This window comes from Novosphingobium sp., assembly GCF_030699305.1.
Classification (GTDB): domain Bacteria; phylum Pseudomonadota; class Alphaproteobacteria; order Sphingomonadales; family Sphingomonadaceae; genus Novosphingobium.
In genome coordinates this window covers 26,056-48,132 of the sequence record NZ_JAUYNB010000027.1, presented here as the reverse complement: position 1 = coordinate 48,132, position 22,077 = coordinate 26,056, and the positions used below count along the sequence as shown (strand labels likewise).

The window sequence follows — 22,077 nt, the reverse complement described above, 5'->3', positions numbered from 1 at the left end:
CAATACACAGGAACCTGCACTTAAAGGAGAAGCCCGATGAACAAGACCCGCACCATCCGAACCGCGATTCTGCTGCTGGCCAGTTCGGCTGCACTCTCGGCTTGCGCCAGCAAGGCACCCAAGCAACTGCCGCCCGATCCTGGCGCCAACATCTCCACCAATACCACGCAGGGCTCCGTCCAGGGGATCGTCCCCGGCAGCCAGGCCGATTTTGCCGCGCAGATGATGGGGCAGGACGCGATCTATTTCGACACGGATCGCTATAACATCGACAGCGCCGACATGGCCGCGCTGCAAACGCAGGCACAATGGCTGGCCCGCTACCCCGGCAAGCGCGCGACGGTCGAAGGTCACGCGGACGAACGCGGCACCCGCGAATACAACCTGGCGCTGGGCGAACGCCGCGCCAACGCGGCCAAGAACTATCTGGTCAGCGTCGGGGTTGATGCAGCCCGGCTGATGACGGTCAGCTATGGCAAGGAACGGCCGGTCGCGCTGGGTTCGGACGAATCCAGCTGGGCCAGGAACCGCCGGGCGGTGACGGTCACGATTGATTGACGCAAAAAACGAACGGCCGGGGCAGCTTGCCGCCCCGGCCGGTTCAGGTTTCCGGCAAAGTGCCTTATTGCAGCGCTGGCAGCAGATTGCCGAGCTGCGGCAGCACGGCCGCTTCGGCGGAATAGCCAACCTTTGGCAATGAAATCAGATTTGCACTGCCCGGCAGATCGGTTGCCAGCAACGCGATGGCAGCCATCGCCAGCACGGAAACGGCGGCGGACCAAGTCAGCTGCTTGCTCATGATGGTGAACTCCCTGTGTGCGTTCCCCATGATATGGGAACAACGATGTCTATTGCAATGCACCATTGCGATCTGAAACTTAATACGGGATGAAGTCCATGCTTGCTTGCACCGCACACGTGCTTCGGCCTATCGGGCACGGATGAAGCGTTCCGGGCGAACCACTGATTGGGGCTTTCCTCGCTGGCGCGGGTATGAAGGCGCGCGCGATGCGGCGACGATCCGGCTGTGCGATCGCCACGGCTGTTCGGAACGCGGCGAATGCCCGGCCCCGAAATCGCCCAACAACCCGGATCGCTGGATGTTCTGCCAGAAACACGCCGCAGAATACAATCAGGGCTGGGATTACTTTGCAGGCCTCGACGCCGAAGAGGCGGCCGAACGCGAAGGCGCTGAGCGCCAGACCCATTCCGGCTATTCCGAATCCGCCCACTATGGCTGGGCCGCCAGCGGCGACGGCACCCGCAGCCGGGATGAATTGCGCGCGCTGGAATTGCTGGGGCTGTCGCCCGATGCGGAGTTCGACGAAGTGCGGAAAGCCTGGCGCAACAAGGCCAAGGAAGTCCATCCTGACGTCCGCCCCGGCGACAAGGACGCTGCCGATGCGTTCACCGCGCTGCAACTGGCCTATGAAGTGCTGCGTCAGGCCGAAGAACGCCGGGAGTGGCGGGGTTAGGCTTTTGTCCTGAAGCGCTTGATCGTGCCGGAAAAGGCCAGGACGTTACGCTCCCCTTCCGCAATCATCCCGCGCACGAACACCAGGCTGCCCCCGGCGCGCACCACTTCGCCGCGCGCGGTCAGCAGTTTGCCCGGTTCCGCCGCACCGACGAATTCGCAGTTCATCGTCACGGTCACCCCGTGGACGGCGGTGTCCATCCCGCCCGCGATCATGAACAGCGCATAGTCGGCAAAGGTCATCAGCGCCCCGCCGTGGATATTGCCGCCGCCGTTGCGGTTCTTCGCCTCGGGCATGAACGCGCACAGCAGCCCGTCACCATCCGGGCGGCAGAAGAACGGCCCGGTGTGCTCTTCGAAATGATCGACCGGTTCCCAGCGATACCACCCGGCCCAAGGCCCTTCGGTCAGCTGCGCCAGTCCCGGCCGCAGTGCAGGAACATCGGGCTGAAGCTTGTCGTGCGGGTGTTCGGACATGGAGACGGACCTTGGCTGGGAAAGCAGACCTGATGCTGGCCGCCGCGAGGGCTGGAGCGGGTAGCGGGAATCGAACCCGCATAGCCAGCTTGGAAGGCTGGTGCTTTACCACTAAGCTATACCCGCGCATCAGCGCTGCTGAACGGTCGGCGGCGCTTGCCACCAACCCCGGTGCGCCGTCAATCACTTTACCGCCGTGGAATGTCAAGTTTGCCCGCATGGCCTGTTCTGGCAGCCCATGAAAGCGGCTTGACCAAGTGAACGTTATCAAGTAGGTGAACGTTCACAATCGGCGATCCTGCATGCGGACCGCACGAGAAACGGGAGGAGAATCGGATTATGAGAGGTTTGCGCGAACTCGCCATGGGCCGCCTGATGCTGGGTGTTTCCGCCGCCGCGATCGTCATCGCAGCGCAGCCCGCGCTGGCACAGGATGACAGCGCCGCTTCCGCCGACGAAGGCGACGCGATTGTCGTCACCGGGATCCGCGCCAGCTTGCGCGCATCGCTGGACGTGAAGCGCGAATCGCAGGGCGTCGTCGATGCGATCTCGGCCGAAGACATCGGCAAGTTCCCGGACACCAACCTGGCCGAATCGCTCCAGCGCATCACCGGCGTGTCGATTGACCGCAACAGCGGCGAAGGTTCGACCGTCACGGTTCGCGGGTTCGGTCCCGATTTCAACCTGGTGCTGCTGAACGGCCGCCAGATGCCCGCTTCGGGCCTGGGCAGCTGCTGCGAAGCGCCCGCCTCGCGCAGCTTCGATTTCGGCAACCTCGCCGCCGAAGGCGTCGCCGGGGTCGAAGTCTACAAGTCCGGCCGCGCCAGCCTGCCCACCGGCGGCATTGGTTCGGTGATCAACATCAAGACCCCGCGTCCGCTCGATCGCCCCGGCTTCAAGGGCAGCATCGGCGTGAAGGGCGTCTATGATACCTCGCGCTTTGAAAGCACGCCGATCACCCCGGAAATCTCGGGCATCCTGTCGAACACCTTTGCTGACGGCGCCATCGGCATTCTGGCGACCGCGTCGTATCAGCGCCGCAAGGCCAGCCAGGCCCAGTTCAACGCGGGCTGGCGCGAAGGCTATCTGGGTTCGGAGAACAACTGGGGCTCGCTGCCGCTGGATGCCAACGACTGGCGCGGCAACTTCGCCCGGACCGAAAACCGCCCGGACCCGACCGACATCTATCAGGTCACCCAGAACGCCGGGTATGACTTCACCGATCTGGACCGTGAACGCATCAACGGCCAGCTGGTGCTGCAGGTCAAGCCGACCGACACCCTCTCGTTGCTGGTTGACTACACCTATTCGCAGAACACCATCAACGCCCGCACCAGCAGCATCGGCGTGTGGTTCAACCACGACCAGACCAGCAGCAGCTGGACCGATGGCCCCGCCGCCGGCCCGAACTTCTATGCGGAAAGCTTCGGCCCCGGCAAGGATCTGGCGATCACCGGCGCGCTGGCGGCGAACCGTTCGATCAACCGCTCGATCGGCGGCAACCTGGAATGGGATGGTCCCGGCGGGCTGCGTCTGGTCCTCGACGGCCACCACTCGACCGCCGAAAGCAAGCCGACTTCGCCCTATGGCAGCAACATTGCTGTCGGCAGCGCGATCTTTGGCGTGCAGTCGCAGAAGGTGGACTTCACCACCCCGATGCCGGTCATCTCGGTCAACATGTATCCGGGCAGCTCGGCCAGCGATCCGGCCAACATCCGCCCGGCCGGCAACGCCTTCCGCAACGCCTACATGCGTGACGAGATCAACGAAGTGTCGCTGAAGGGCGGCTTCGACTTCGACGCCTCGTTCATCAAGAGCCTCGATTTCGGGGCGACCTTTACCGACAACAAGGTCCGTTCGGCCTATGGCTTTATCCAGAGCGACAGCTGGGGCGGCACCTTGTCCGCCGCCGACACGCCCGACAGCCTTTATACGCCGGTCGGCCTGCCGGGCCGTCTGGCAGGCATGAACGGGTCCAACGGCGCGGGCATCCTCCAGAACTACTTCAAGGTCGATACCGCCGCGCTGATCGACCTGCTGGAAAGCCGGATCGGCATCTGCAGCGCACCGTGGACCGGCAAGGCCGCGCCCGGCACCTGCCTTGCGCAGTTCCAGGCCGACCGCCGCGTGCATGAACAGACGATTGCGCCCTATGTGCAGTCGGCCCATCAGTTCGACCTGTTCGCCAACCCGGCTAACCTGCGGCTGGGGCTGCGATACGAAAAGACCAAGGTCAATTCATCAGCGCTGGTGCCGATCCCGACCGGCACCTCGTGGGTGGGCGATAACGAAATCGCCATCGTCTATGGCAATGCCCAGGACTTCGCGGCGCTGAAGGGCGAATACGAAAACTGGCTGCCGGCGATCGATTTCGACATGGAGCCGATTGAGAACGTCAAGCTGCGCGCAGCTTACAGCCACACCGTCACCCGTCCGGACTATGCCAGCCTGCAAGGCGGCACCACGCTGGATGCCCCGATCCGGGTCGGTGGCAGCACCGGCCGCAGCGGCAATCCCGGCCTGCTGCCCTACAAGTCGAAGAACATCGACGTGTCGGCAGAGTGGTATTACGGCCGCGAAAGCTATCTCTCGGTCGGCTTCTTCCACAAGCGGGTTGGCAACTTCATCAGCAACACCACGGTCAACATGCCCGCCTTCGGGCTGACCAACCCGGCAGCCGGGCCGCGCGTTGCGCAGGCACAAGCTGCGCTGGGGGCGGGTGCCACCACCTCGCAGATCCGATCGTGGATTGCCGCGAACTTCCCTTCGATCGTCGATCCGGCGACCGGCGGCATTCGCGGTCAGGCCAACGACCCGCTGGTCAATTTCGTGATCACCCAGCCGGTCAACAGCACCCAGAAGGCCAAGCTGTGGGGCTGGGAATTCGCGATCCAGCACCGTTTTGGCGAAACCGGCTTCGGCACGATCCTGAACTACACCGTGGTCAAGAGCGATACGAAGTTCGACAACACCCAGCGTTACACCGTGGCGCAGTTCGCAGTGAACGGGGTCAGCGACAGCGCCAATGCCGTGCTTTATTACGACAAGAACGGCATCCAGGCGCGTGTCGCCTACAACTGGCGCGACGGGTTCCTGTCGGGCTACGGGTTCGACCCCTATTACGTCGAAGCCTATGGCCAGTTCGATGTCAGCGCGAGCTATGAGTTCCGCAAGGGCATGACCGCCTTCGTGGAAGGCATCAACGTCACCAATGCCGACCGACGCGGTCACATGCGCAACGACAGGACCGCGTTCTTCGCCGCCCCCGGTTATGCGCGCTATGCGGCAGGCGTGCGGTTCACCTTCTGATCGGGTCGCACCGGTTCACTAAGGTGAGTTGAGATCAAGAGCCGCGCTGCCCCATGCAGTGCGGCTCTTTTTCTCTGGCGACGGGCAAATGTCCGGTATGGTCGGGGTGTGATGACGGGTACGATTCAACGCGTGGTAATCGTCGGCGGAGGCACCGCCGGATGGCTGGCGGCTGCGCTGCTGGTCGCGCGCCGCCCGGACCTGTCGGTCACGCTGGTCGAAGCGCCCGATATCCCGGCCATCGGCGTCGGCGAAGGCACCTGGCCGACGATGCGCGAAACGCTGGCCAGCATCGGCATCGCCGAGAGCGAATTCCTGCGCGAATGCGATGCCAGCTTCAAGCAAGGCTCGCGGTTTGACGGCTGGGTGGATGGCACTCCCGGCGACAGCTATCTCCACCCCTTCTCCGCCCCGCCACAGGGCGACATGCGCGACATGCTGGCCGCATGGCAGAGCGCTTGCCCCGACGCCGCATTCGCCGCCGCGATGACCCCGCAGGCCGCCGCCTGCGCCCGCGATCTGGCCCCGCGCCAGCGGGCGATGCCCGATTACGCGGGGGCGCTGAATTACGGTTATCACCTCGACGCCGGCAAGTTCGCCGCGTTGCTGGCCCGCCATGCCACCGGACGGCTGGGCGTTACCCACATCGCGGCGGAAGTGACCGGCGTGATCGCAGCCGAAGATGGCGACATTGCCGCGCTGGAACTGCGCGGCCAGCCCGCACTGGCGGGCGACCTGTTCCTCGATTGCTCCGGCCAGGCCGCGATCCTGATCGGCGGGCACCTGGGCGGCGACTGGATTGACCGCAGCGACGTGTCCTTCAACGACCGCGCACTGGCGCTGCAAGTGCCGACCCAGCCCGATGCGCCGATTGCCGCGCAGACCGTGGGCACGGCCCATACCGCAGGCTGGTTGTGGGACATCGCGCTGCCCACCCGGCGCGGGATCGGCTGCGTCTATGCCGCGCGCTTCATGGACGACGACGCCGCGCGGCAGGTGCTGCTTGATTACGTGCATGCGCACGTTCCCGGCGCCGACATTGACCGGCTGCAACCGCGCCAACTGACGTTCCGCACCGGCCACCGCGCGCGATTCTGGGATCGCAATTGCCTTGCGGTGGGGCTGTCCGCCGGGTTCATCGAACCGTTGGAAGCATCAGCCATCGTCCTGATCGAGCTGTCGCTGAACGCCCTGATCGAAAACTTCCCCGCGAGCCGCGCGGCGATGACCATCCACGCGGACCGCTTCAACGAGCTGTTCCGCTATCGCTGGGACCGGATCGTCGAGTTCCTGAAACTGCACTATGCGCTGAGCCGCCGGACCGAACCCTATTGGCTGACCCAGCGCGCACCGGAGACAATCCCGCCGCGCCTGGCCCAGCAACTGGAACTGTGGCGCGACCAGCCGCCATCGAGCTGGGACTTCCCCCGCGTGGACGAGATCTTTTCCGCCGCCAGCCAGCAATACGTCCTCTATGGCATGGGCTGGCCCGCACGCACCAACGCAGCGCCCTCCCCCGCCGCTACAGCCCGGCTGGCCGAAGTGCGCGAACGCACCCGCGCGCTGGCCGCGGCGCTGCCAGCTAACCGCACCTATTTCACCGCCGCCGCCAAGGCCGCACCCGACGAAAGACTTGTCCGGACATGAGCAACCACCAGATCCTGAATCCCGCCGATCACGGGGCCTTGCGCGTCCACACCGGGGCTGGCGCACAGTTTGGCGATGCGGTGATGGCTTGCCTGACCGTGCCGCTGGAATTCCGCGCGGTGCAGGGCCATTACCCCATCGTGTTCCGCCGCGATGCCGCCAGCGGGCAGTTTTCCGCGCTGGCGATGTTCGGGTTCGACAATGGCGAGAACCTGTTTCTGGACGGGGACCGCTGGGATGCACGCTATCGCCCGCTGGCGATGGCGATCCAGCCGTTCCTGATCGGCCGCCCGGCTGAAGGCAGCGACACGCCGCAAGTCCATATCGACATGGCCCACCCCCGCGTCGATCACGGCGGCGAAGGCACCCGCCTGTTCGACGAGGACGCCCGCCCCACCCCTGTCCTTGAAACGATGGCCGGGCGACTGGGCGATCTGGACCACGGGTACCGCCAGTACCCCGCGTTCTTCGCCGCGCTGGAACGGCACGACTTGCTGGAACCGTTCACGCTGGACGTGCCGCTGGACAACGGCGCGCGCCATTCGCTGGTCGGCTATCACGTGATTGCCGAGGACCGGCTGGCCGCGCTGAACGGCGGCGCGCTGGGCGAACTGCAACTGGAAGGGCACTTGCTGCCGATTTACATGGCGGTCGCCTCCCTCGGGCGCTTTGCCGATCTGGTGGCGCGCAAGAACGCGCGGGTCGCGCTTGGCTGAACCATCCGCCCTGAACCTCGCAGCCGTGCCGGAGCGGAGCGCGGACGATCCCGCCGCGCTTGACGCACTGCTCCGCGGCGCGCGCGAACCGTTTGTGGTGCGCGGTCTGGTGGCGGACTGGCCGCTCGTCCGCGCGGGACTGGAATCCCCCCGCGCGGCCCGCGCCTATCTGCTGGAACGGGCCCGCGATGTGCCGTTTGCCGTCTCCATCGGTGAGCCGGGGCACGACGGGCGGATGTTCTATGACGCCGCGATGGCGATGAATTTCCGCATGGCGCGCGGGCGGCTGGCCGATATTTTCGGCGGAATCGACGCCAACGAAGGCCGCGCTGATCCTCCGACAGTCTATCTCGCCTCGATCGACGTGCCCGCGCACTTTACCGGCGTGGATACCGAGAACACGGTCGAACTGGGGGACCGCACGCCGATTGCCAGCCTGTGGATCGGCACCCCCACCACCATCGCCGCGCACAACGATTTTCCGGACAATCTGGCCTGCTGCGTTGCGGGTCGCCGCCGCTTCACGCTGTTTCCGCCCGATCAGTTCCCCAACCTTTACCTTGGCCCGGTCGACAACACCCCTGCTGGCCGCGCGGTCAGCATGGTCGATTTCCGCGCGCCGGATTTCGCCGCCCACCCCCGCTTCGCCGCCGCGCTGGAACAGGCGCAAGTGGCGGAGCTGGAACCGGGCGACGCGCTGTTCGTGCCGTCGATGTGGTGGCACCATGTCGAGGGGCTGGCGCGCTTCAACATCCTGCTGAACTATTGGTGGCGCGATACCCCGCGCTGGCTGGGTCAGCCGCAGGACGCGCTGAACCACGCGATGCTGGCCATCCGTGATCTGCCCGCCGCCGACAAGGCGATCTGGCGGGAGCTGTTCGACCACTACGTTTTCGACAACGGGCCGCTCGTCACCGACCATATCCCGGACGGTGCGCGCGGTGTGCTGGACCCGCTGACCGCCGAAACCGCCGGGCGGCTGCGGGCCTTTCTGCTAAGGACACTGAGCCGATGATGAGCGAATATTCCAGACGCCGGATCGTGATCGCCGGGGGCGGCACGGCCGGGTGGATGGCCGCTGCCGCGCTGGCCCGGACGATGGGCGAGGCGATCGAGCTGACGCTGGTCGAATCCGATGCCATCGGCACCGTCGGCGTAGGCGAAAGCACGATCCCGCCGCTGGTCACCTACAACCGCCTGCTGGGGATCAGCGAGGCGGAATTCATGCGCGAGACGCAGGCCACCTTCAAGCTGGGGATCGAGTTCGAGAACTGGAAGCAGCAGGGCGAGAAGTACTTTCACTCGTTCGGCCTGACCGGGCGCGATCACTGGTCGGCGGGGTTCCAGCATTTCTGGATGCATGGGCAGGCCAAGGGCCACGATGCCAGTTTCGACGAATACTGCCTGGAACTGAAAGCGGCCTATGAGGGCCGATTCGCGCATTTGCCGGACAACCGGATGAACTATGCTTACCAGCTCGATTCCACGCTCTATGGCCGCTACTTGCGCAAGCTGGCCGAGGCGGACGGGACGAACCGGATCGAAGGCCGGATCGCGCAAGTCGAACTCACGCCCGAAAGCGGCAACATCACTGCGCTGGTGCTGGATGGCGGGCAGCGGATCGAGGGCGACCTGTTCATCGACTGCACGGGCTTTCGCGCGCTGCTGATCGAAGGGGCGCTGCATGTCGGCTATGACGACTGGACGCATTACCTGCCGTGCGACGGGGCCATCGCCGTGCAGACCGCGAGTGTCCGTCCGCCGATCCCCTATACCCGCGCCATCGCGCACGATGCAGGCTGGCAGTGGCGCATTCCGTTGCAGCACCGCCAGGGCAACGGCATCGTCTATTGCAGCCGCTATCTGAACCGCGACGCCGCACTCGACCGGCTGCTGTCCAGCACCGAAGGGCAGCGCCTGACCGAACCGAACTTCATCGGCTTTACCACCGGGGCGCGGCGCAAGCAGTGGCACCGCAACTGCATCGCGGTCGGCCTGTCGGGCGGGTTTCTGGAGCCGCTGGAATCGACCAGCATCCACCTGATCCAGCGCGCGATCCTGCGCCTGATCCGGATGCTGCCAATGGGCGAGGTGAGCGAACGCGACGTGGCGGAATTCAACGACCAGCAACTGACCGACATGGTGCAGGTCCGCGATTTCCTGATCCTGCATTACAAGGCCACCGACCGCCGCGACAGCCCGTTCTGGCGGCAATGCGCGGCGATGGAAATTCCCGACAGCCTGACCCAGAAGATCGAACTGTTCCGCGAAACCGGCCGCGTGTTCCGCCGGAATGAGGAACTGTTCGCCGAAAACAGCTGGGTCCAGGTGATGATGGGCCAGGGGATCAAGCCGCGCGCCTATCACCCGGTCGCCACCAAGCTGAGCGACGGTGAACTGGATCAGTTGCTGGCGGGGCTACGCGACAGCGTAGCCAAGACCGTCGCCAGTCTGCCGGAACACCACACCTATGTGGCCCGTTATTGCGGCGTGGCGGATTCGGCAGCGGCATGATCCGGGCCGGGATGGCGTTGCTGGCGCTGGCCGTCAGCCAGCCCGCGCTGGCTGATGACCGGGGGGCCGATGACTGGCAGCTGGTCTGGGCCGACGAATTCGACGGCACCAGGGTCGACCGCAGCAAGTGGAGCTTTGCGGTCGATTGCTGGGGCGGCGGCAACGCCGAACGGCAATGCTACACCGCCAGCAAGCGCAATGCGGCAGTGGTGGACGGCAAGCTGGTCATCACCGCGCGGCGGCAGCGCGCCACCGGCCCTGCTTTACCCAAGTCGCTGCGCACCGCCGGGACTGACCCGAACGCGGTGGTCAGCCGCGATTTCACCTCGGCCCGCCTGACCACCAAGGGCAAGGCCGCGTGGCGCTATGGCCGGATCGAAGTCCGCGCCAGGCTGCCGCAGGGGCAAGGCACCTGGCCCGCGATCTGGATGCTGCCAGAGGCTGACAGCTATGGCCGCTGGGCCGCATCGGGCGAGATCGACATTCTGGAAGCGGTCAACCTGGGCGTGGCTTGCGCGACCTGCCCCGGCGGACGGGAAAGCACGATCCTGGGCACGCTGCACTTTGGCGGCGTGTGGCCCGCCAACGCGCAAAAGGGGACCGAAGTCCACGCACCCGAAGTGCTGGACGGGTTTCACACGTATGCCATCGAATGGCAGCCGGGCCGGATCATCTGGCAGATCGATGGCAGCACCTTTGCCGTGCGTGAGGCGCGCGAATGGTGGTCGGCCGGTTCCACCGCGCCCGACGCGCCGTTCGACCAGCCGTTTCACCTGATCGTGAACCTGGCAATCGGCGGCAAACTGGCCGAAACGCGGGGACTGGGCGGGGTGTCGGACCGGGATTTCCCCAAGCAGCTGGCAATCGATTGGGTTCGCGTCTGGCAAAAGGGCGCTGGTCCGGCTACCGCAGGGGCGGGGCAAGCTGAACGGGGGGACGAATAGCGCATGGCGAGGCGGCGGCAGGCTGTCACCATCAAGCACGTTGCTGCGGACGCTGGTGTGTCCCTGCAGACGGTGAGCCGCGTCATCAACAACGAGCCGAACGTCCGCGCCGAGATGAAGGAGCGGGTCCAGGCCTCGATCGACAAGCTGGGCTATGTCCCCTCGATCGCCGCCCAGCGGATGAGCGGATCGCGCTCTTACCTGATCCTGGCGATCAACGACCGCGAACGCACCATCGCCGACTGGCGGGCGCGGCAGGGGACCGACTGGGTTGACCAGATGCTGCTGGGCGGGATGCTGATGTGCGCCGAGCATGGCTATCGGATGATCTTTGAGCTGGTCGATACCCACAACGACCACGTCGAGCGCGAATTGCTGGGCGCGATTGCCGCGTTGCAGCCCGACGGGATCATCCTGACCCCGCCGCATTCCGACAATCCGCAGATCGTGGCGTTCCTGGCCGGGCAGAACATCCCGTTCGTGCGGATCGGATCGCACGAGGACGGCGCGGGCATTCCGCTGTCGATGGATGACGAAGGCTCCGCCCGCACGGCCACCCGCTACCTGATCGGACGCGGCCACAGCCGGATCGGGTTCATCGCCGGGGCAGGCGAATACAACCTCAGCGGCTGGCGCGTCGATGGCTGGCGCGCGGCAATGGCCGAGGCGGACCTGCCGACCGACGCGCTGCTCGAAGCGGGCGATTTCAGCTATGCCTCGGGCGACCGGGCAGCGCGCCATCTGCTGCAACTGCCCCAGCGCCCGACCGCGATCATCGCCAGCAACGACCAGATGGCGCTGGCCACGCTCGAAGTCGCGCGCGATCTGGGGCTGACCGTGCCGGATGACCTGTCGGTCATCAGTTTTGACAACACCCCGCTGGTCCACTTTACCCAGCCGCCGCTGACCGCCATCGATCAGCCGATTGCGGCCACCGCATCGCGCGCGGTCGAACTGATCATCGCCGCGAAAAAGGGCGAGGATCGGCCCGCTGAACTGACGGTGATTTCCGCCGACCTGGTTGAGCGCGGATCAGTCGCGCCCCCGCCCGCCAGCTCCAGCTAGAACTGCGATGCCCCGCTTCCTGCTGCTCTATGCGCTGGCCTGGGCGGGAGCGGCGATTGCCTATGTCCCGTTCCTGACGATCCTGCTGCCGGTGCGGGTCGCGGGGCTGGCTGGCCCGGCCGATGTCAGCTGGCTGGCCTATATCGCCTTTGCCGGAGCGCTGGCGGCCAGCGCCGGGCATATTGCGTTCGGTTATCTCAGCGACATCACGGGCAACCGGCGCGGCTGGATCTGGGCTGGTCTGATCCTGTCCTGCACGCTGCTGTTCGCGGTGACGCGGGCGCGCGACCTGACCACCCTGATCATGCTGATCGTCGGCTGGCAACTGGCGCTCAACATGATGCTCGCCCCGCTGGCGGCGCTGGCGGGGGATTGCGTGCCCGACCGGCAAAAGGGCCTGCTGGGCGGGCTGATGGCCTTTGCTCCCGGCCTTGGCGCGCTGTCGGGCGCGGCGGTGACGATACCGGGCCTGGCCCTGCCCGATGCGCGGCTGGCGCTGGTCGGGGGAATCGTCGCCTGCTGCGTCATCCCGGTGCTGCTGGTCCGCCTGCCCGCGCGCGTGCCCGATCCGCCCTCGGTCGATGACGTCGGTCCGCGCAGCTTGTGGCAGGGGGCGATGCCGCGCATGTGGGTGGCGCGGCTGGCGGTGCAGATCGCCGAGGCCGCACTGTTCGCTTATCTGTTCATCTGGCTCCGCTCGATCGATCCCGGAATGAGCGACAACCAGACCGCGCGCGTGTTCAGCCTGGTCCTGATCCTGTCCGCCCCGCTGGCGCTGCTGGCCGGGCCCTGGGCCGACCGGCGCGAACGGCCGTTGCTGCCGCTGGTGCTGTGCGCCGGGATTTCCGCCTGCGGGCTGGCGGGAATGGCGTTCGCCGGAACGCTCAGTGCGGCGATTGGCGCCTATGCGGTGTTCGGGATTGCCAGTTCGGTATTCCTGGCGCTCCATTCGGCCCAGACCCTGCGGGTGCTGCCCCGGTCCGACCGGCGCGGGCGCGATCTGGGGCTGTTCAACCTGACCAATACCCTGCCATCGCTGATCATGCCCTGGCTGACGCTGGCGCTGGTGCCGTGGTTCGGGTTCGCCGGACTGTTCGTGGTGTTCGCCGTGCTGGCGCTGGGGGCCGGTCTGCTGCTCGCCCCGCTGACCCGGCGCGCCTGATCCCCTTCGCTTTTGCTGGCGACGCTTGATTTTCGCGCTGACGCGTGTCAGAGAGGCTTGAGAACGTTCACACAGAAGCGTGAAAGAGGATTCTCATGGTGATCAGGCGCTCGTTTTTCGCGGCAACCCTTTTGCTGGCAGGGTGCGCCGCACCTGCGCTGGACAGCGGGCTGGCCACCAAGACGCCGCCGCCCACCACGCCCGCCGTCAGCCCGGAAGCCCGCGCCAATCCCGCCGCCTGGCCCGCCGCGCGTAGTCCGTCCGCGATCACCGATCCCGCGACCGAGGCGCAGATTGCCGCGATCCTGCGCAAGCTGACGCTGGAGCAAAAAGTCGGCCAGATGATCCAGGCCGATATCAGCGCGATCACCCCGGCGGATCTGGCGCGTTATCCGCTGGGTTCGATTCTGGCGGGCGGCAACTCTGGTCCTTACGGCGATGAACGCGCCGATGCCGCCAAGTGGGGCAAGCTGGTCGATGAGTTCCGCGCGGCATCGCGCACCAGCGGCGCGGGCGTGCCGATCCTGTTCGGGGTCGATGCCGTCCACGGCCATTCCAACCTGCCCAGCGCCACGATCTTTCCCCACAACATCGGCCTTGGCGCGGCGAACGACGCCGGGCTGATCGAACGGATCGGGCGGGTAACCGCCGCCGAAGTCGCCGCCAGCGGGATCGAATGGACGTTCGCGCCCACGCTGGCCGTGCCGCAGGATTTGCGCTGGGGCCGCACTTATGAAGGCTATGCCGCCGATCCGGCGCTGGTTGAACGCTATGCCACGGCGATGACCATCGGCCTGCAAGGCACGCTGCTGGCCGGACGGCCCCTGCCGGCCAACCGCGTTGCGGCCACGGCCAAGCATTTCCTGGCCGATGGCGGCACCAAAGATGGCAAGGATCAGGGCGACGCCGCGATCAGCGAAAGCGAACTCGTATCAGTCCACGCGCGCGGCTATCCCGCCGCGATCGACGCAGGCGCGCTGACCGTGATGGCCAGCTTTTCCAGCTGGAACGGGGTCAAGCACCACGGCAACCCGACCCTGCTGACCGATGTGCTGAAGGGCCGGATGGGCTTTGCCGGACTGGTCGTGGGGGACTGGAACGGGCACGGTCAGGTTACCGGTTGCACCGTGACCGATTGCGCCGCCAGCTTCAACGCCGGGCTGGATCTGGCGATGGCCCCCGACAGCTGGAAGGGCCTGTTCGAGGCGACCTTGCGCGATGCCCGCAGCGGGGCGATCCCGCTCAGCCGGATCGACGATGCCGTCATGCGGATCCTGCGGGTCAAGGCCAAGCTGGGCCTGCTGGGTGACGCCCCGGTCCAGCGCGGCGCCCCCGCAATGGTCGGCGCGCCCGAACACCTGGCGGTCGCGCGTGAGGCGGTCGCCAAATCGCTGGTCCTGCTGAAGAACAACGGCGGCGTCCTGCCGCTGCGCCCCGGCGCGCGGGTGCTGGTCACCGGTCCCGGTGCGGACAGCATGGCGATGCAATCGGGCGGCTGGACGGTAACCTGGCAGGGCACCGACACTTCTTCTGCTGACTTCCCCAACGGTCAGACCATCGGCCGCGCGATTGCCGATGCGGTTGGCGCAGCCGGAGGCAAGGCCATGCTGGCCGCCGATGACGCCGCCACTGCGCAGGCTGATGTGGCCGTGGTCGTGTTTGGCGAAAAGCCCTACGCCGAATATCAGGGCGACCTGCCCAATCTGGCCTATCGCTCGCACGCCGGGGAACTGGAACTGATCGCAAAGCTGCGCGCGCGCGGGATGCGGGTCGTTTCCGTATTCCTGTCGGGCCGCCCGATGTTTACCGGTGCGCTGATCAACGCCTCTGACGCGTTCGTTGCGGCCTGGCTGCCCGGTACGCAAGGCGCGGGCGTGGCCGATGTGCTGGTGGCGGGCCGCGCTGGCCGGCCGCCGCGCGATTTCACCGGCCGCCTGCCGTTCGCCTGGCCGGCTGACGCCGCCTCGCCCATCACAAGCCCGCTGTTCCTGGCGGGCTATGGACTGGATTATGCCCGCGCCAGCTCGCTCGGCCCGGTCAACGAAGACCCGCGCGTCGATCTGGCCGCTTCCACCAGCGAGGATACCTATCTGACCCGCGGCGCAGTCCCATCGCCGTGGCGGCTGGGGCTGGACAGCACGGTGCTGGCCCGCGCGATGGACCTGTCCGCGCAGGAGGACGCGCGCCAGTTCAGCTGGTCCGCGCCCGGCGCGTTCGCGATCGATGGATCGCCGGTCAACCTGATGCGCCAGCTCGACGGCGGGTTCGTGCTGCAACTCGACTGGCGGGTCGATACCGCACCCACCGGCCCGGTTAGCCTGTCGCTGGGCGGCGGCGCGCTCGACATCGGCCCGGCGCTGCGGGCGGCCAAGCCCGGTGAGCCGGTGATGACCCGTATCCCGCTGCGCTGCTTCAAGGATGCGGGCGGAGATCTGGCCGCAGTCAGCACCCCGCTGCGGCTGCGCGCCGACAAGGGTTTGGTGCTGACGATCCGCAACATCCGGCTCGATTCCGCTGGCCTGCCCGTGCCCTGCCCCGCCAAGGCACCGCAATGACCTAAAGCCGCTATTGCGAACGTGGGGGCATGGCGCGCAGGTGCGCCCATGCCTCGCACGCTTGTCCTGATCCTGGGTGACCAGTTGTCGCCCGACCTGTCGTCCCTGCGCGGGCTGGACCCGGCGCGGACGACGGTGCTGCTGTGCGAAGTGATGGCCGAGGCCAGCTATGTCGGCCATCACCAGAAGAAGATCGCCTTCATCTTCGCGGCGATGCGCCATTTCGCGGAAGAACTGCGCGGCGTCGGCTGGGCGGTCGATTACGTCACGCTGGACGATCCGGCCAACACCGGCACGCTGGCGGGGGAAGTAACCCGCGCGGCGGCGCGCCGCAATGCGACCACGGTGCGGGTGACAGAGCCCGGCGAATGGCGCGTGCTGGCGGCGTTGCAGGCGCTGACCCCCGCGCCCGAAATCCTGCCCGATGACCGGTTCCTGTGCAGCCACGCCGAGTTTCAGGACTGGGCGGCGGAGCGCAAGGTGCTGCGGATGGAATATTTCTACCGCCTGATGCGGCGCAAGACCGGTCTGCTGATGGATGGCGACCAGCCCGCTGGCGGCCAGTGGAATTTCGACCACGACAACCGCAAGCGCGCCGCGCCCGACCTGTTCATGCCCCAGCCGCCGCGCCATGCCCCCGACGCGATTACCCGCGAAGTGCTGAATCTGGTCGCGCTCCGGTTCGGCGGCAATTTCGGCACGCTGGAGCCGTTCTGGCTGCCCGTGACCCGCGACGATGCGGAGCGCGCCGCGCGGACCTTCATCACCGCCGCCCTGCCGCGTTTTGGCGATTACCAGGACGCGATGCTGACCGGGCAGAAGTTTCTTTATCACAGCCTGCTGTCCCCGCTGATCAACGTCGGCCTGCTCGATCCACTGGCCGTCTGCCGCATGGCGGAAGCCGCGTGGCGCGATGGGGCCGCGCCGCTGAACGCGGTGGAGGGGTTCATCCGCCAGATCATCGGCTGGCGCGAATACGTGCGCGGGATCTATTGGCGCGAAGGGCCGGATTATGTCCGCCGCAACGCGCTCGGCGCGGTCCGCCCCCTGCCCGCGCTGTACTGGACCGGGCAGACCGGCATGGCCTGCATGGCCGCAGCGATTGGCCAGACAATCGAGGAGGCCTATGCCCACCACATCCAGCGGCTGATGGTGACCGGCAATTTCGCGCTGCTGACCGGGATTGATCCCCACGCCCTGCACGAATGGTATCTGGCAGTCTATTTCGATGCCTTCGAATGGGTCGAGGCACCCAACACCATCGGGATGAGCCAGTTTGCCGATGGGGGCCTGCTGGCATCGAAACCCTATGCCGCCAGCGGTGCCTATATCGACCGGATGTCGGATTACTGCGGATCGTGCCGTTACAGCGTGAAGCAGAAGACCGGCAATCAGGCCTGCCCGCTCAACGCGCTCTACTGGGATTTCATCGCCCGCCACCGCGATCGGTTCGCGGGCAATCCGCGCATGGCGCAGATGGTTCGCACGTGGGACAGGATGGCCGAGCCCCGGCAAGCCGAACTGCGCGAATCCGCCGCCCGCTTCCTCGAACGGCTGGACCGGAACGGCACCGACGTGTGACGATCAGGCCGGGCACGCAGCCGCTGCCTCTGCCATGCTGCGCGCCAGCTGCTGGCCCGACAGCCACGCGCATTCCACGCGCGGGGCCAGCAGCCAGTCGCCGCATGCGCCCAGCCCCAGCGCCGGGTTCCACAGCGCCCCCCGGCCCAGCGCCGCGCTTTGCGCATAGCGCCAGCGGTGCGCGCCAGTCGTGACCGGATCAGGCAGTGCGGTGCCCAGCGCGGCGGACAATTCCGCCAGCAGCCGGCCCGCAATATCGGCGGCGTCGCATTCCAGATTGGCCTCTGACCAGTCGGAACTGCCCTGCACCACCCACGCCTCTGGCCCGGTGCGCCCCGGCTTGGCGCTGTTGCGCGCCGCCCAGCCAATCGCGCCGCAATCGCGCAGGATATCGCGCGCGCCGGGCAGCGGCTGGGCAAAAGTGAACATCGCGGTCCAGCACGGCTGCGAGCGCGCGACCAGCGCCGCGCCCGCCATGTCGAAATCGTGCAGCGACAGGAACGGCAGCGCCTGCTCCGCCGGGATCGCCAGCACCAGCGCACCAAACGGTCCCAACGGCCCCGCATCGCTGTGAACCAGCCAGCCCGCGCCCTGCCGCACAATCTGTTCTGCCCGGGTATTCCAGCGCACGTTCTGTGCAGCGGCCAGCGCCTTGATCACCGCATTCATCCCCGGCGTGCCGACCCACGCATCCGCACCCGCGACGGGCCACGGCGCAGCGACGGCCGCCGCCGCCCACTCCGCCACCTGCTCGCGGAAACCGGGATCGCGCGCGGTGAAGTATTGCGCGCCGTGATCGAATGACGCCTGCCCCAGCGGCGTTTCGATCCGCCGGGTCGACATCCGCCCGCCCGGCCCGCGCGCCTTGTCGATCAGCGTCACCGCATGCCCGACGCTGCCCAGCGCCGCCGCGCACGACAGCCCCGCCATGCCCGCGCCGATGATGAGCACACGCTGCGCTGCGCAATCAGGCTGGGATGGGCTGGTGGACATGGCGGCAGGCCTTTCAATGGTGCGCAGGAGCAAGGGCGTAACCCGCGCGATCCGGCTCAGCAACATGCCCAAAGGGCCAGCGCTCAGCTGAGCGAAACCGTTGCCGCCATGCTGTCTGCCACCATTTCGCGCAGCGGCAGGCGCGCCTGCATCCGCACTGCCAGCAGCGCGGTGCCGCTGACCTTGCGCTGGACGAACAGCGTATCGGCGGGCGGGATGTGCCAGGCCGCGCGGTCCGCCGCGATCCCCTCGGCCTGACGGCGCACGTCCTCGACAAACGAGCGGTCGGCAAAGTCGAACAGGCCCGGCTTGCCCAGATGCACCATCAGCACCGCGATCATCGCATCGATTGCGCCGCCGTGGCGGTCCAGCGTGGCGGGCGCGACGAACCCGACTTCGATCAACGCAGCACGCAGGGCCGCATGATCTTCGGCCAGACCGGCCTGCATCAGGCGGCGATAGGCCGCCGTCGTCGCCGCTGGAACGGCGCGCGCGGCGCCGAAATCCAGCAGCACGATCCGCCCGGTATCGGGTTGCCAGCGATAATTGGCGAAGTTGGGATCGGTCTGCATGAAGCCGAATTCGAACAATTCGCGCAGCACCAGTGCCAGCAATGCGCCCATCGCCGCATCGCGTGTTTCCGCCGGGGCATCCTGCAACGTCTCGATGCTCTGGCCGGGGACGAAATCCATCGCCAGCACCCGGCCGGTCGACAGTTCCGCGACCGGCACGGGCAGGACGAACGCCGGGTCGCCCGCCAGCAGCGTGTGATAGCGCCGCATCTGCTCTGCCTCGCGGATGTAATCGGCCTCCTCGTGCAACTGGCGCTTGGCCTCGGCCAGCAGCGGCGCGATGTCGAGCGTGGCGGGCAGCAGGCTGGAAAGGCGCAGCAGGGTGGCGACGTTATCGACGTCCGCGTCGATGCTGTCGGCGACGCCGGGATACTGGACCTTTACGGCCAGCACCCGCCCGTCAGCCAGTTGCGCGCGGTGGACCTGCCCGATCGAGGCAGCGGCCAGCGGTGTCGCCTCGAACCGGGCAAAGCGCCGCCGCCAGTCCGGCCCCAGTTCCGCCACCAGCACGCGATTAAGCTGCGCGGGCGGCATGAAATGGGCGGAATCGCGCAGCTTGGCCAGGATCGCGGTCAGTTCCGCGGGCAGCAGATCGCCCGCGTCCATGGAAATCATCTGCCCCAGCTTCATCGCCGCACCGCGCAGGCGCGACAGCTGCTCGGTCACCCGCGCTGCGTTGGCCGGGGTCAGCAGCAGCTGCGACAACTGCGGCCGCTCGCCGGCCGCCAGCCGCCGTGCCCCTTCGGCCAGCACCCCGCCCGCGATCCCGCCCGCCAGCTGCCCGAACGAGGCAAGCCGCGACAGCCGGGCAGAGGGAACCTTGCGGTAACGCGAATCGCTCATGCCAGCCAGCCTTGCAGTTTGGGGCGGACTTTCAGGAACGCCAGGTAGACCCGCTCTAACAGGCCTGTGAACAGCGGCAACCGGGCCAGCAGCCCCAGCGGACGCAGCAGCGGAATGGCCCGCCACATCGCCGCGAACGCCGCCGCCCCGCTCAGCATCACGCCATTTTCCAGCGCATGAAAGCGCGCCAGCAGCACCGCCCGGTCAAGCGGGCACGAGGTATCGCCGTCTGCCGCGTCGACGAACCGGATGCGCCCCGCGCGGTCCAGCCGCCGCATCAGCGCGATTTCGCGCTGGCACAGCGGGCAGGTGCCATCATGCCAGACGGTCAGGGGTTCAGCCTCGGTCATGACCACTCCCTAGGCCGGGCGCCCGAACGGCACGAGCCGCCTTTTGGACCATGTCCGCGTTCAGCGCGCCGCGACCGGTTCCCCGAACATCAGCGCGCGGGCATATTTGGTGGGCGGAGAGCCGAACGACAGCACCGTATCGTGATAGCGCCGCAGGCTGAAACCCGTGCCCCAGCGGCGTTCCGCTTCGGCGCGCAGATCCTTGTGCTCCTCATACCCGGTGAAATAGCTGAGCAGCTGGACCGAGGTCAGGCTGGCGCGCACCCACTTGCCCGCCGCTTCGCGCTCCTGCTGGAACGCACCGCGCATCATCAGGTCCATTGCGGCCTCGCGGCTCATCTCCTCGGTGTGGATACCGATGTCGAGCAGGGTGTTGGTGATCGAGCGCAGCCGCATTTTCAGCACCGTCAGCGCGAACAGCGGATCGCCGTTCAGATAGCCCGCGTCCTTCATCACCCCTTCGGCATAGACCGCCCAACCTTCCACGAACGGCCCCGACCACAGGAACGCGCGCAGCGTGCTGGGGCTGCGGTTGGAATGATCGAGCTGGGTGTAATGCCCCGGCATCGCTTCGTGGATGCCCAGATCGTGGATCATGTAGTCGTTGTATTCGGACAGGTAACTGGTCGTCTGTTCCTCGCTCCATTCCGCCGGAACCGGGGACACGGCGTAGAAATTCTGCTGCCCGCGCTCCAGCGGGCCCGGCGGATCGTTGTAGGCCACCGAATTGCCCTGCTGGAACTTGGGCATGGTGATAACCCGCACCGGGCCGTCAGGCATCCGGATCAGGTCGTTCGCGCGGACGAATTCGGTCGCCTCGGCCAGCGTTTCGCGAGCGCGCTGTTCCAGCTGGTCGCGCGGCGGGCGCTTGGCATAGGACAGCGCCAGCGCCGCCTCGATCACGGCTTGCTGTTGCGCGGCGCTGGGCGCGTCGGGCATGGCGAGTGTGCTGCCCCGCTCGGCCAGCGCCTTGCGCGACAGCGCGTACATTTCGGCGCGAGTTGCGGCAAAGGCGGCCTCGGCCCGCTGCTTCAGCTGGGGCCGGGTGATGTCGGACAGCAGCGCGAACTGCATCTTCTGGTCGTAAAGCTGCGCACCGAGCCGGAAATCGCCCTTGGCCTGCGGGACCAGCACGGTGTCGAGCCAGACCTGTTGCTCCGCCACCGCCTTTTTAAGACCTTTCAAAGCCTTATCGAACCGCGCGCGGTCGGCGGGCTTCAGCACCCCGGCCTGCGGGGCGAGCATCCCTTCGGCGATCTCGACGATCCCGCCATTCTGGCTGGCGACGACTTCGGCGAAGACCTTGGGCACGCGCGCAGGGACCAGCTGGCGGCGGCTTTCGCGCAGGAAGCGGGGCAGCGCCTCCATCCGGGCGGTCGCGGATTTCAACCGAACGTCCCACGGGGCGAAGTCCCGCGCGGCGAGGCCATAGAGCGCCCCGGCGGCGATATCGTTGTAGATCTGCGCGTTCCAGGCCCAGTCCTGCACGGTATCCTGCATCCACAGCCGGTATTGCAGCTCGTTTTCCAGCATTGCGGCGTCGACCTGATTGGCGCGCGACAGCTGGGCGCGGTCGATCCGGCTGAGCGCGGTCAGCAGCAGCCTCCACGATGCGGCGCGGGCCGCGCGGCCGCTGGCGGTCACATCGGGCATCAGGTGATCGTGGCGATGTTCGCCCAGCACGGTCGCTTCGACCGGGGACAGGCGGGTGGACAGGGCGATGAACAGATCGGCGATCCCGGCGAACTGGGCATCGGCGTTCTGGGCCGGGGCCACTTGCGCCGCAGGGGCGGCGATAACGGCGGCGGGGCTTGCCACCAGCGCGGCGGCGGCGAGGACAAGAGCGGTGCGAAGTGTGGTCATGCCGCGCAGGCT

18 protein-coding genes and 1 tRNA gene are annotated in these 22,077 nt (G+C 67.1%); 12 read left to right on the top strand and 7 right to left on the bottom strand.

Features of this window, described 5'->3' with window-relative positions; genetic code table 11:
• Nucleotides 1-36: 36 nt before the first annotated feature.
• The gene (gene pal / locus Q8Q53_RS11095; RefSeq protein ID WP_305701834.1) at nt 37-558 is read left to right on the top strand and encodes a peptidoglycan-associated lipoprotein Pal; all 522 of its coding nucleotides are present in this window, start codon (nt 37-39) and stop codon (nt 556-558) included.
• Nucleotides 559-622: 64 nt separating this feature from the next.
• Here the strand turns inward: pal and Q8Q53_RS11090 are convergent, their stop codons facing one another.
• Nucleotides 623-799 (bottom strand): hypothetical protein, encoded by a 177-nt coding sequence (locus Q8Q53_RS11090; protein ID WP_305701833.1) that lies wholly within the window; start codon nt 797-799, stop codon nt 623-625.
• A gap of 142 nt (nt 800-941) precedes the next feature.
• Between Q8Q53_RS11090 and Q8Q53_RS11085 the strand changes: the two genes are divergently transcribed.
• Nucleotides 942-1,475: a J domain-containing protein gene (locus tag Q8Q53_RS11085; protein WP_305701832.1), complete on the top strand. Its 534-nt coding sequence runs from the start codon at nt 942-944 to the stop codon at nt 1,473-1,475.
• Here Q8Q53_RS11085 and Q8Q53_RS11080 read toward each other — a convergent pair.
• Nucleotides 1,472-1,951 (bottom strand): PaaI family thioesterase, encoded by a 480-nt coding sequence (locus tag Q8Q53_RS11080; RefSeq protein WP_305701831.1) that lies wholly within the window; start codon nt 1,949-1,951, stop codon nt 1,472-1,474. The two genes, Q8Q53_RS11085 and Q8Q53_RS11080, sit on opposite strands and share 4 nt — an antisense overlap.
• A 52-nt stretch (nt 1,952-2,003) precedes the next feature.
• A tRNA-Gly gene (locus tag Q8Q53_RS11075) sits at nt 2,004-2,077 on the bottom strand.
• Between the two features lie 213 nt (nt 2,078-2,290).
• Between Q8Q53_RS11075 and Q8Q53_RS11070 the strand changes: the two genes are divergently transcribed.
• From Q8Q53_RS11070 to Q8Q53_RS11025, 10 genes are all read left to right on the top strand, one after another.
• A complete protein-coding gene (locus tag Q8Q53_RS11070; protein ID WP_305701830.1) occupies nt 2,291-5,260 on the top strand; it encodes a TonB-dependent receptor in 2,970 nt (989 codons plus the stop codon).
• A 111-nt stretch (nt 5,261-5,371) separates the two neighbouring features.
• Entirely contained in the window at nt 5,372-6,907 is a 1,536-nt protein-coding gene (locus Q8Q53_RS11065; protein ID WP_305701829.1) for a tryptophan halogenase family protein, read from the top strand.
• Nucleotides 6,904-7,623, top strand: a complete 720-nt coding sequence (locus Q8Q53_RS11060) for a SapC family protein (RefSeq protein WP_305701828.1) — start codon at nt 6,904-6,906, stop codon at nt 7,621-7,623. The genes Q8Q53_RS11065 and Q8Q53_RS11060 overlap by 4 nt, the downstream gene beginning before the upstream one ends.
• Nucleotides 7,616-8,638, top strand: coding sequence for a cupin-like domain-containing protein (locus Q8Q53_RS11055; protein ID WP_305701827.1), 1,023 nt, complete (start codon nt 7,616-7,618; stop codon nt 8,636-8,638). The genes Q8Q53_RS11060 and Q8Q53_RS11055 overlap by 8 nt, the downstream gene beginning before the upstream one ends.
• Nucleotides 8,638-10,137, top strand: a complete 1,500-nt coding sequence (locus Q8Q53_RS11050; RefSeq protein ID WP_305701826.1) for a tryptophan halogenase family protein — start codon at nt 8,638-8,640, stop codon at nt 10,135-10,137. Before Q8Q53_RS11055 ends, Q8Q53_RS11050 begins: the two co-directional genes overlap by 1 nt.
• Complete coding sequence (locus Q8Q53_RS11045) at nt 10,134-11,081, top strand: glycoside hydrolase family 16 protein (RefSeq protein WP_305701825.1); 948 nt, start codon at nt 10,134-10,136, stop codon at nt 11,079-11,081. The genes Q8Q53_RS11050 and Q8Q53_RS11045 overlap by 4 nt, the downstream gene beginning before the upstream one ends.
• A gap of 3 nt (nt 11,082-11,084) precedes the next feature.
• Entirely contained in the window at nt 11,085-12,146 is a 1,062-nt protein-coding gene (locus tag Q8Q53_RS11040) for a LacI family DNA-binding transcriptional regulator (protein WP_305701824.1), read from the top strand.
• 7 nt (nt 12,147-12,153) lie between these two features.
• Nucleotides 12,154-13,308, top strand: a complete 1,155-nt coding sequence (locus tag Q8Q53_RS11035; RefSeq protein WP_305701823.1) for an MFS transporter — start codon at nt 12,154-12,156, stop codon at nt 13,306-13,308.
• Between the two features lie 95 nt (nt 13,309-13,403).
• A complete protein-coding gene (locus tag Q8Q53_RS11030) occupies nt 13,404-15,863 on the top strand; it encodes a glycoside hydrolase family 3 protein (protein ID WP_305701822.1) in 2,460 nt (819 codons plus the stop codon).
• Between the two features lie 48 nt (nt 15,864-15,911).
• Nucleotides 15,912-17,444 carry a cryptochrome/photolyase family protein gene (locus tag Q8Q53_RS11025; RefSeq protein ID WP_305701821.1) on the top strand — a complete coding sequence of 511 codons (1,533 nt, stop codon included), beginning with the start codon at nt 15,912-15,914 and terminating at the stop codon, nt 17,442-17,444.
• Nucleotides 17,445-17,447: 3 nt separating this feature from the next.
• Here Q8Q53_RS11025 and Q8Q53_RS11020 read toward each other — a convergent pair whose 3' ends face one another.
• The 4 genes from Q8Q53_RS11020 to Q8Q53_RS11005 all read right to left on the bottom strand — a co-directional run bounded on the left by Q8Q53_RS11020 (nt 17,448) and on the right by Q8Q53_RS11005 (nt 22,065).
• Complete coding sequence (locus Q8Q53_RS11020; protein WP_305701820.1) at nt 17,448-18,437, bottom strand: NAD(P)/FAD-dependent oxidoreductase; 990 nt, start codon at nt 18,435-18,437, stop codon at nt 17,448-17,450.
• A gap of 83 nt (nt 18,438-18,520) precedes the next feature.
• Entirely contained in the window at nt 18,521-19,852 is a 1,332-nt protein-coding gene (locus Q8Q53_RS11015; RefSeq protein ID WP_305701819.1) for an AarF/ABC1/UbiB kinase family protein, read from the bottom strand.
• The gene (locus Q8Q53_RS11010; RefSeq protein ID WP_305701818.1) at nt 19,849-20,202 is read right to left on the bottom strand and encodes a thiol-disulfide oxidoreductase DCC family protein; all 354 of its coding nucleotides are present in this window, start codon (nt 20,200-20,202) and stop codon (nt 19,849-19,851) included. The genes Q8Q53_RS11015 and Q8Q53_RS11010 overlap by 4 nt, the downstream gene beginning before the upstream one ends.
• A 60-nt stretch (nt 20,203-20,262) precedes the next feature.
• The gene (locus Q8Q53_RS11005; RefSeq protein WP_305701817.1) at nt 20,263-22,065 is read right to left on the bottom strand and encodes a DUF885 domain-containing protein; all 1,803 of its coding nucleotides are present in this window, start codon (nt 22,063-22,065) and stop codon (nt 20,263-20,265) included.
• Nucleotides 22,066-22,077: the final 12 nt, after the last annotated feature.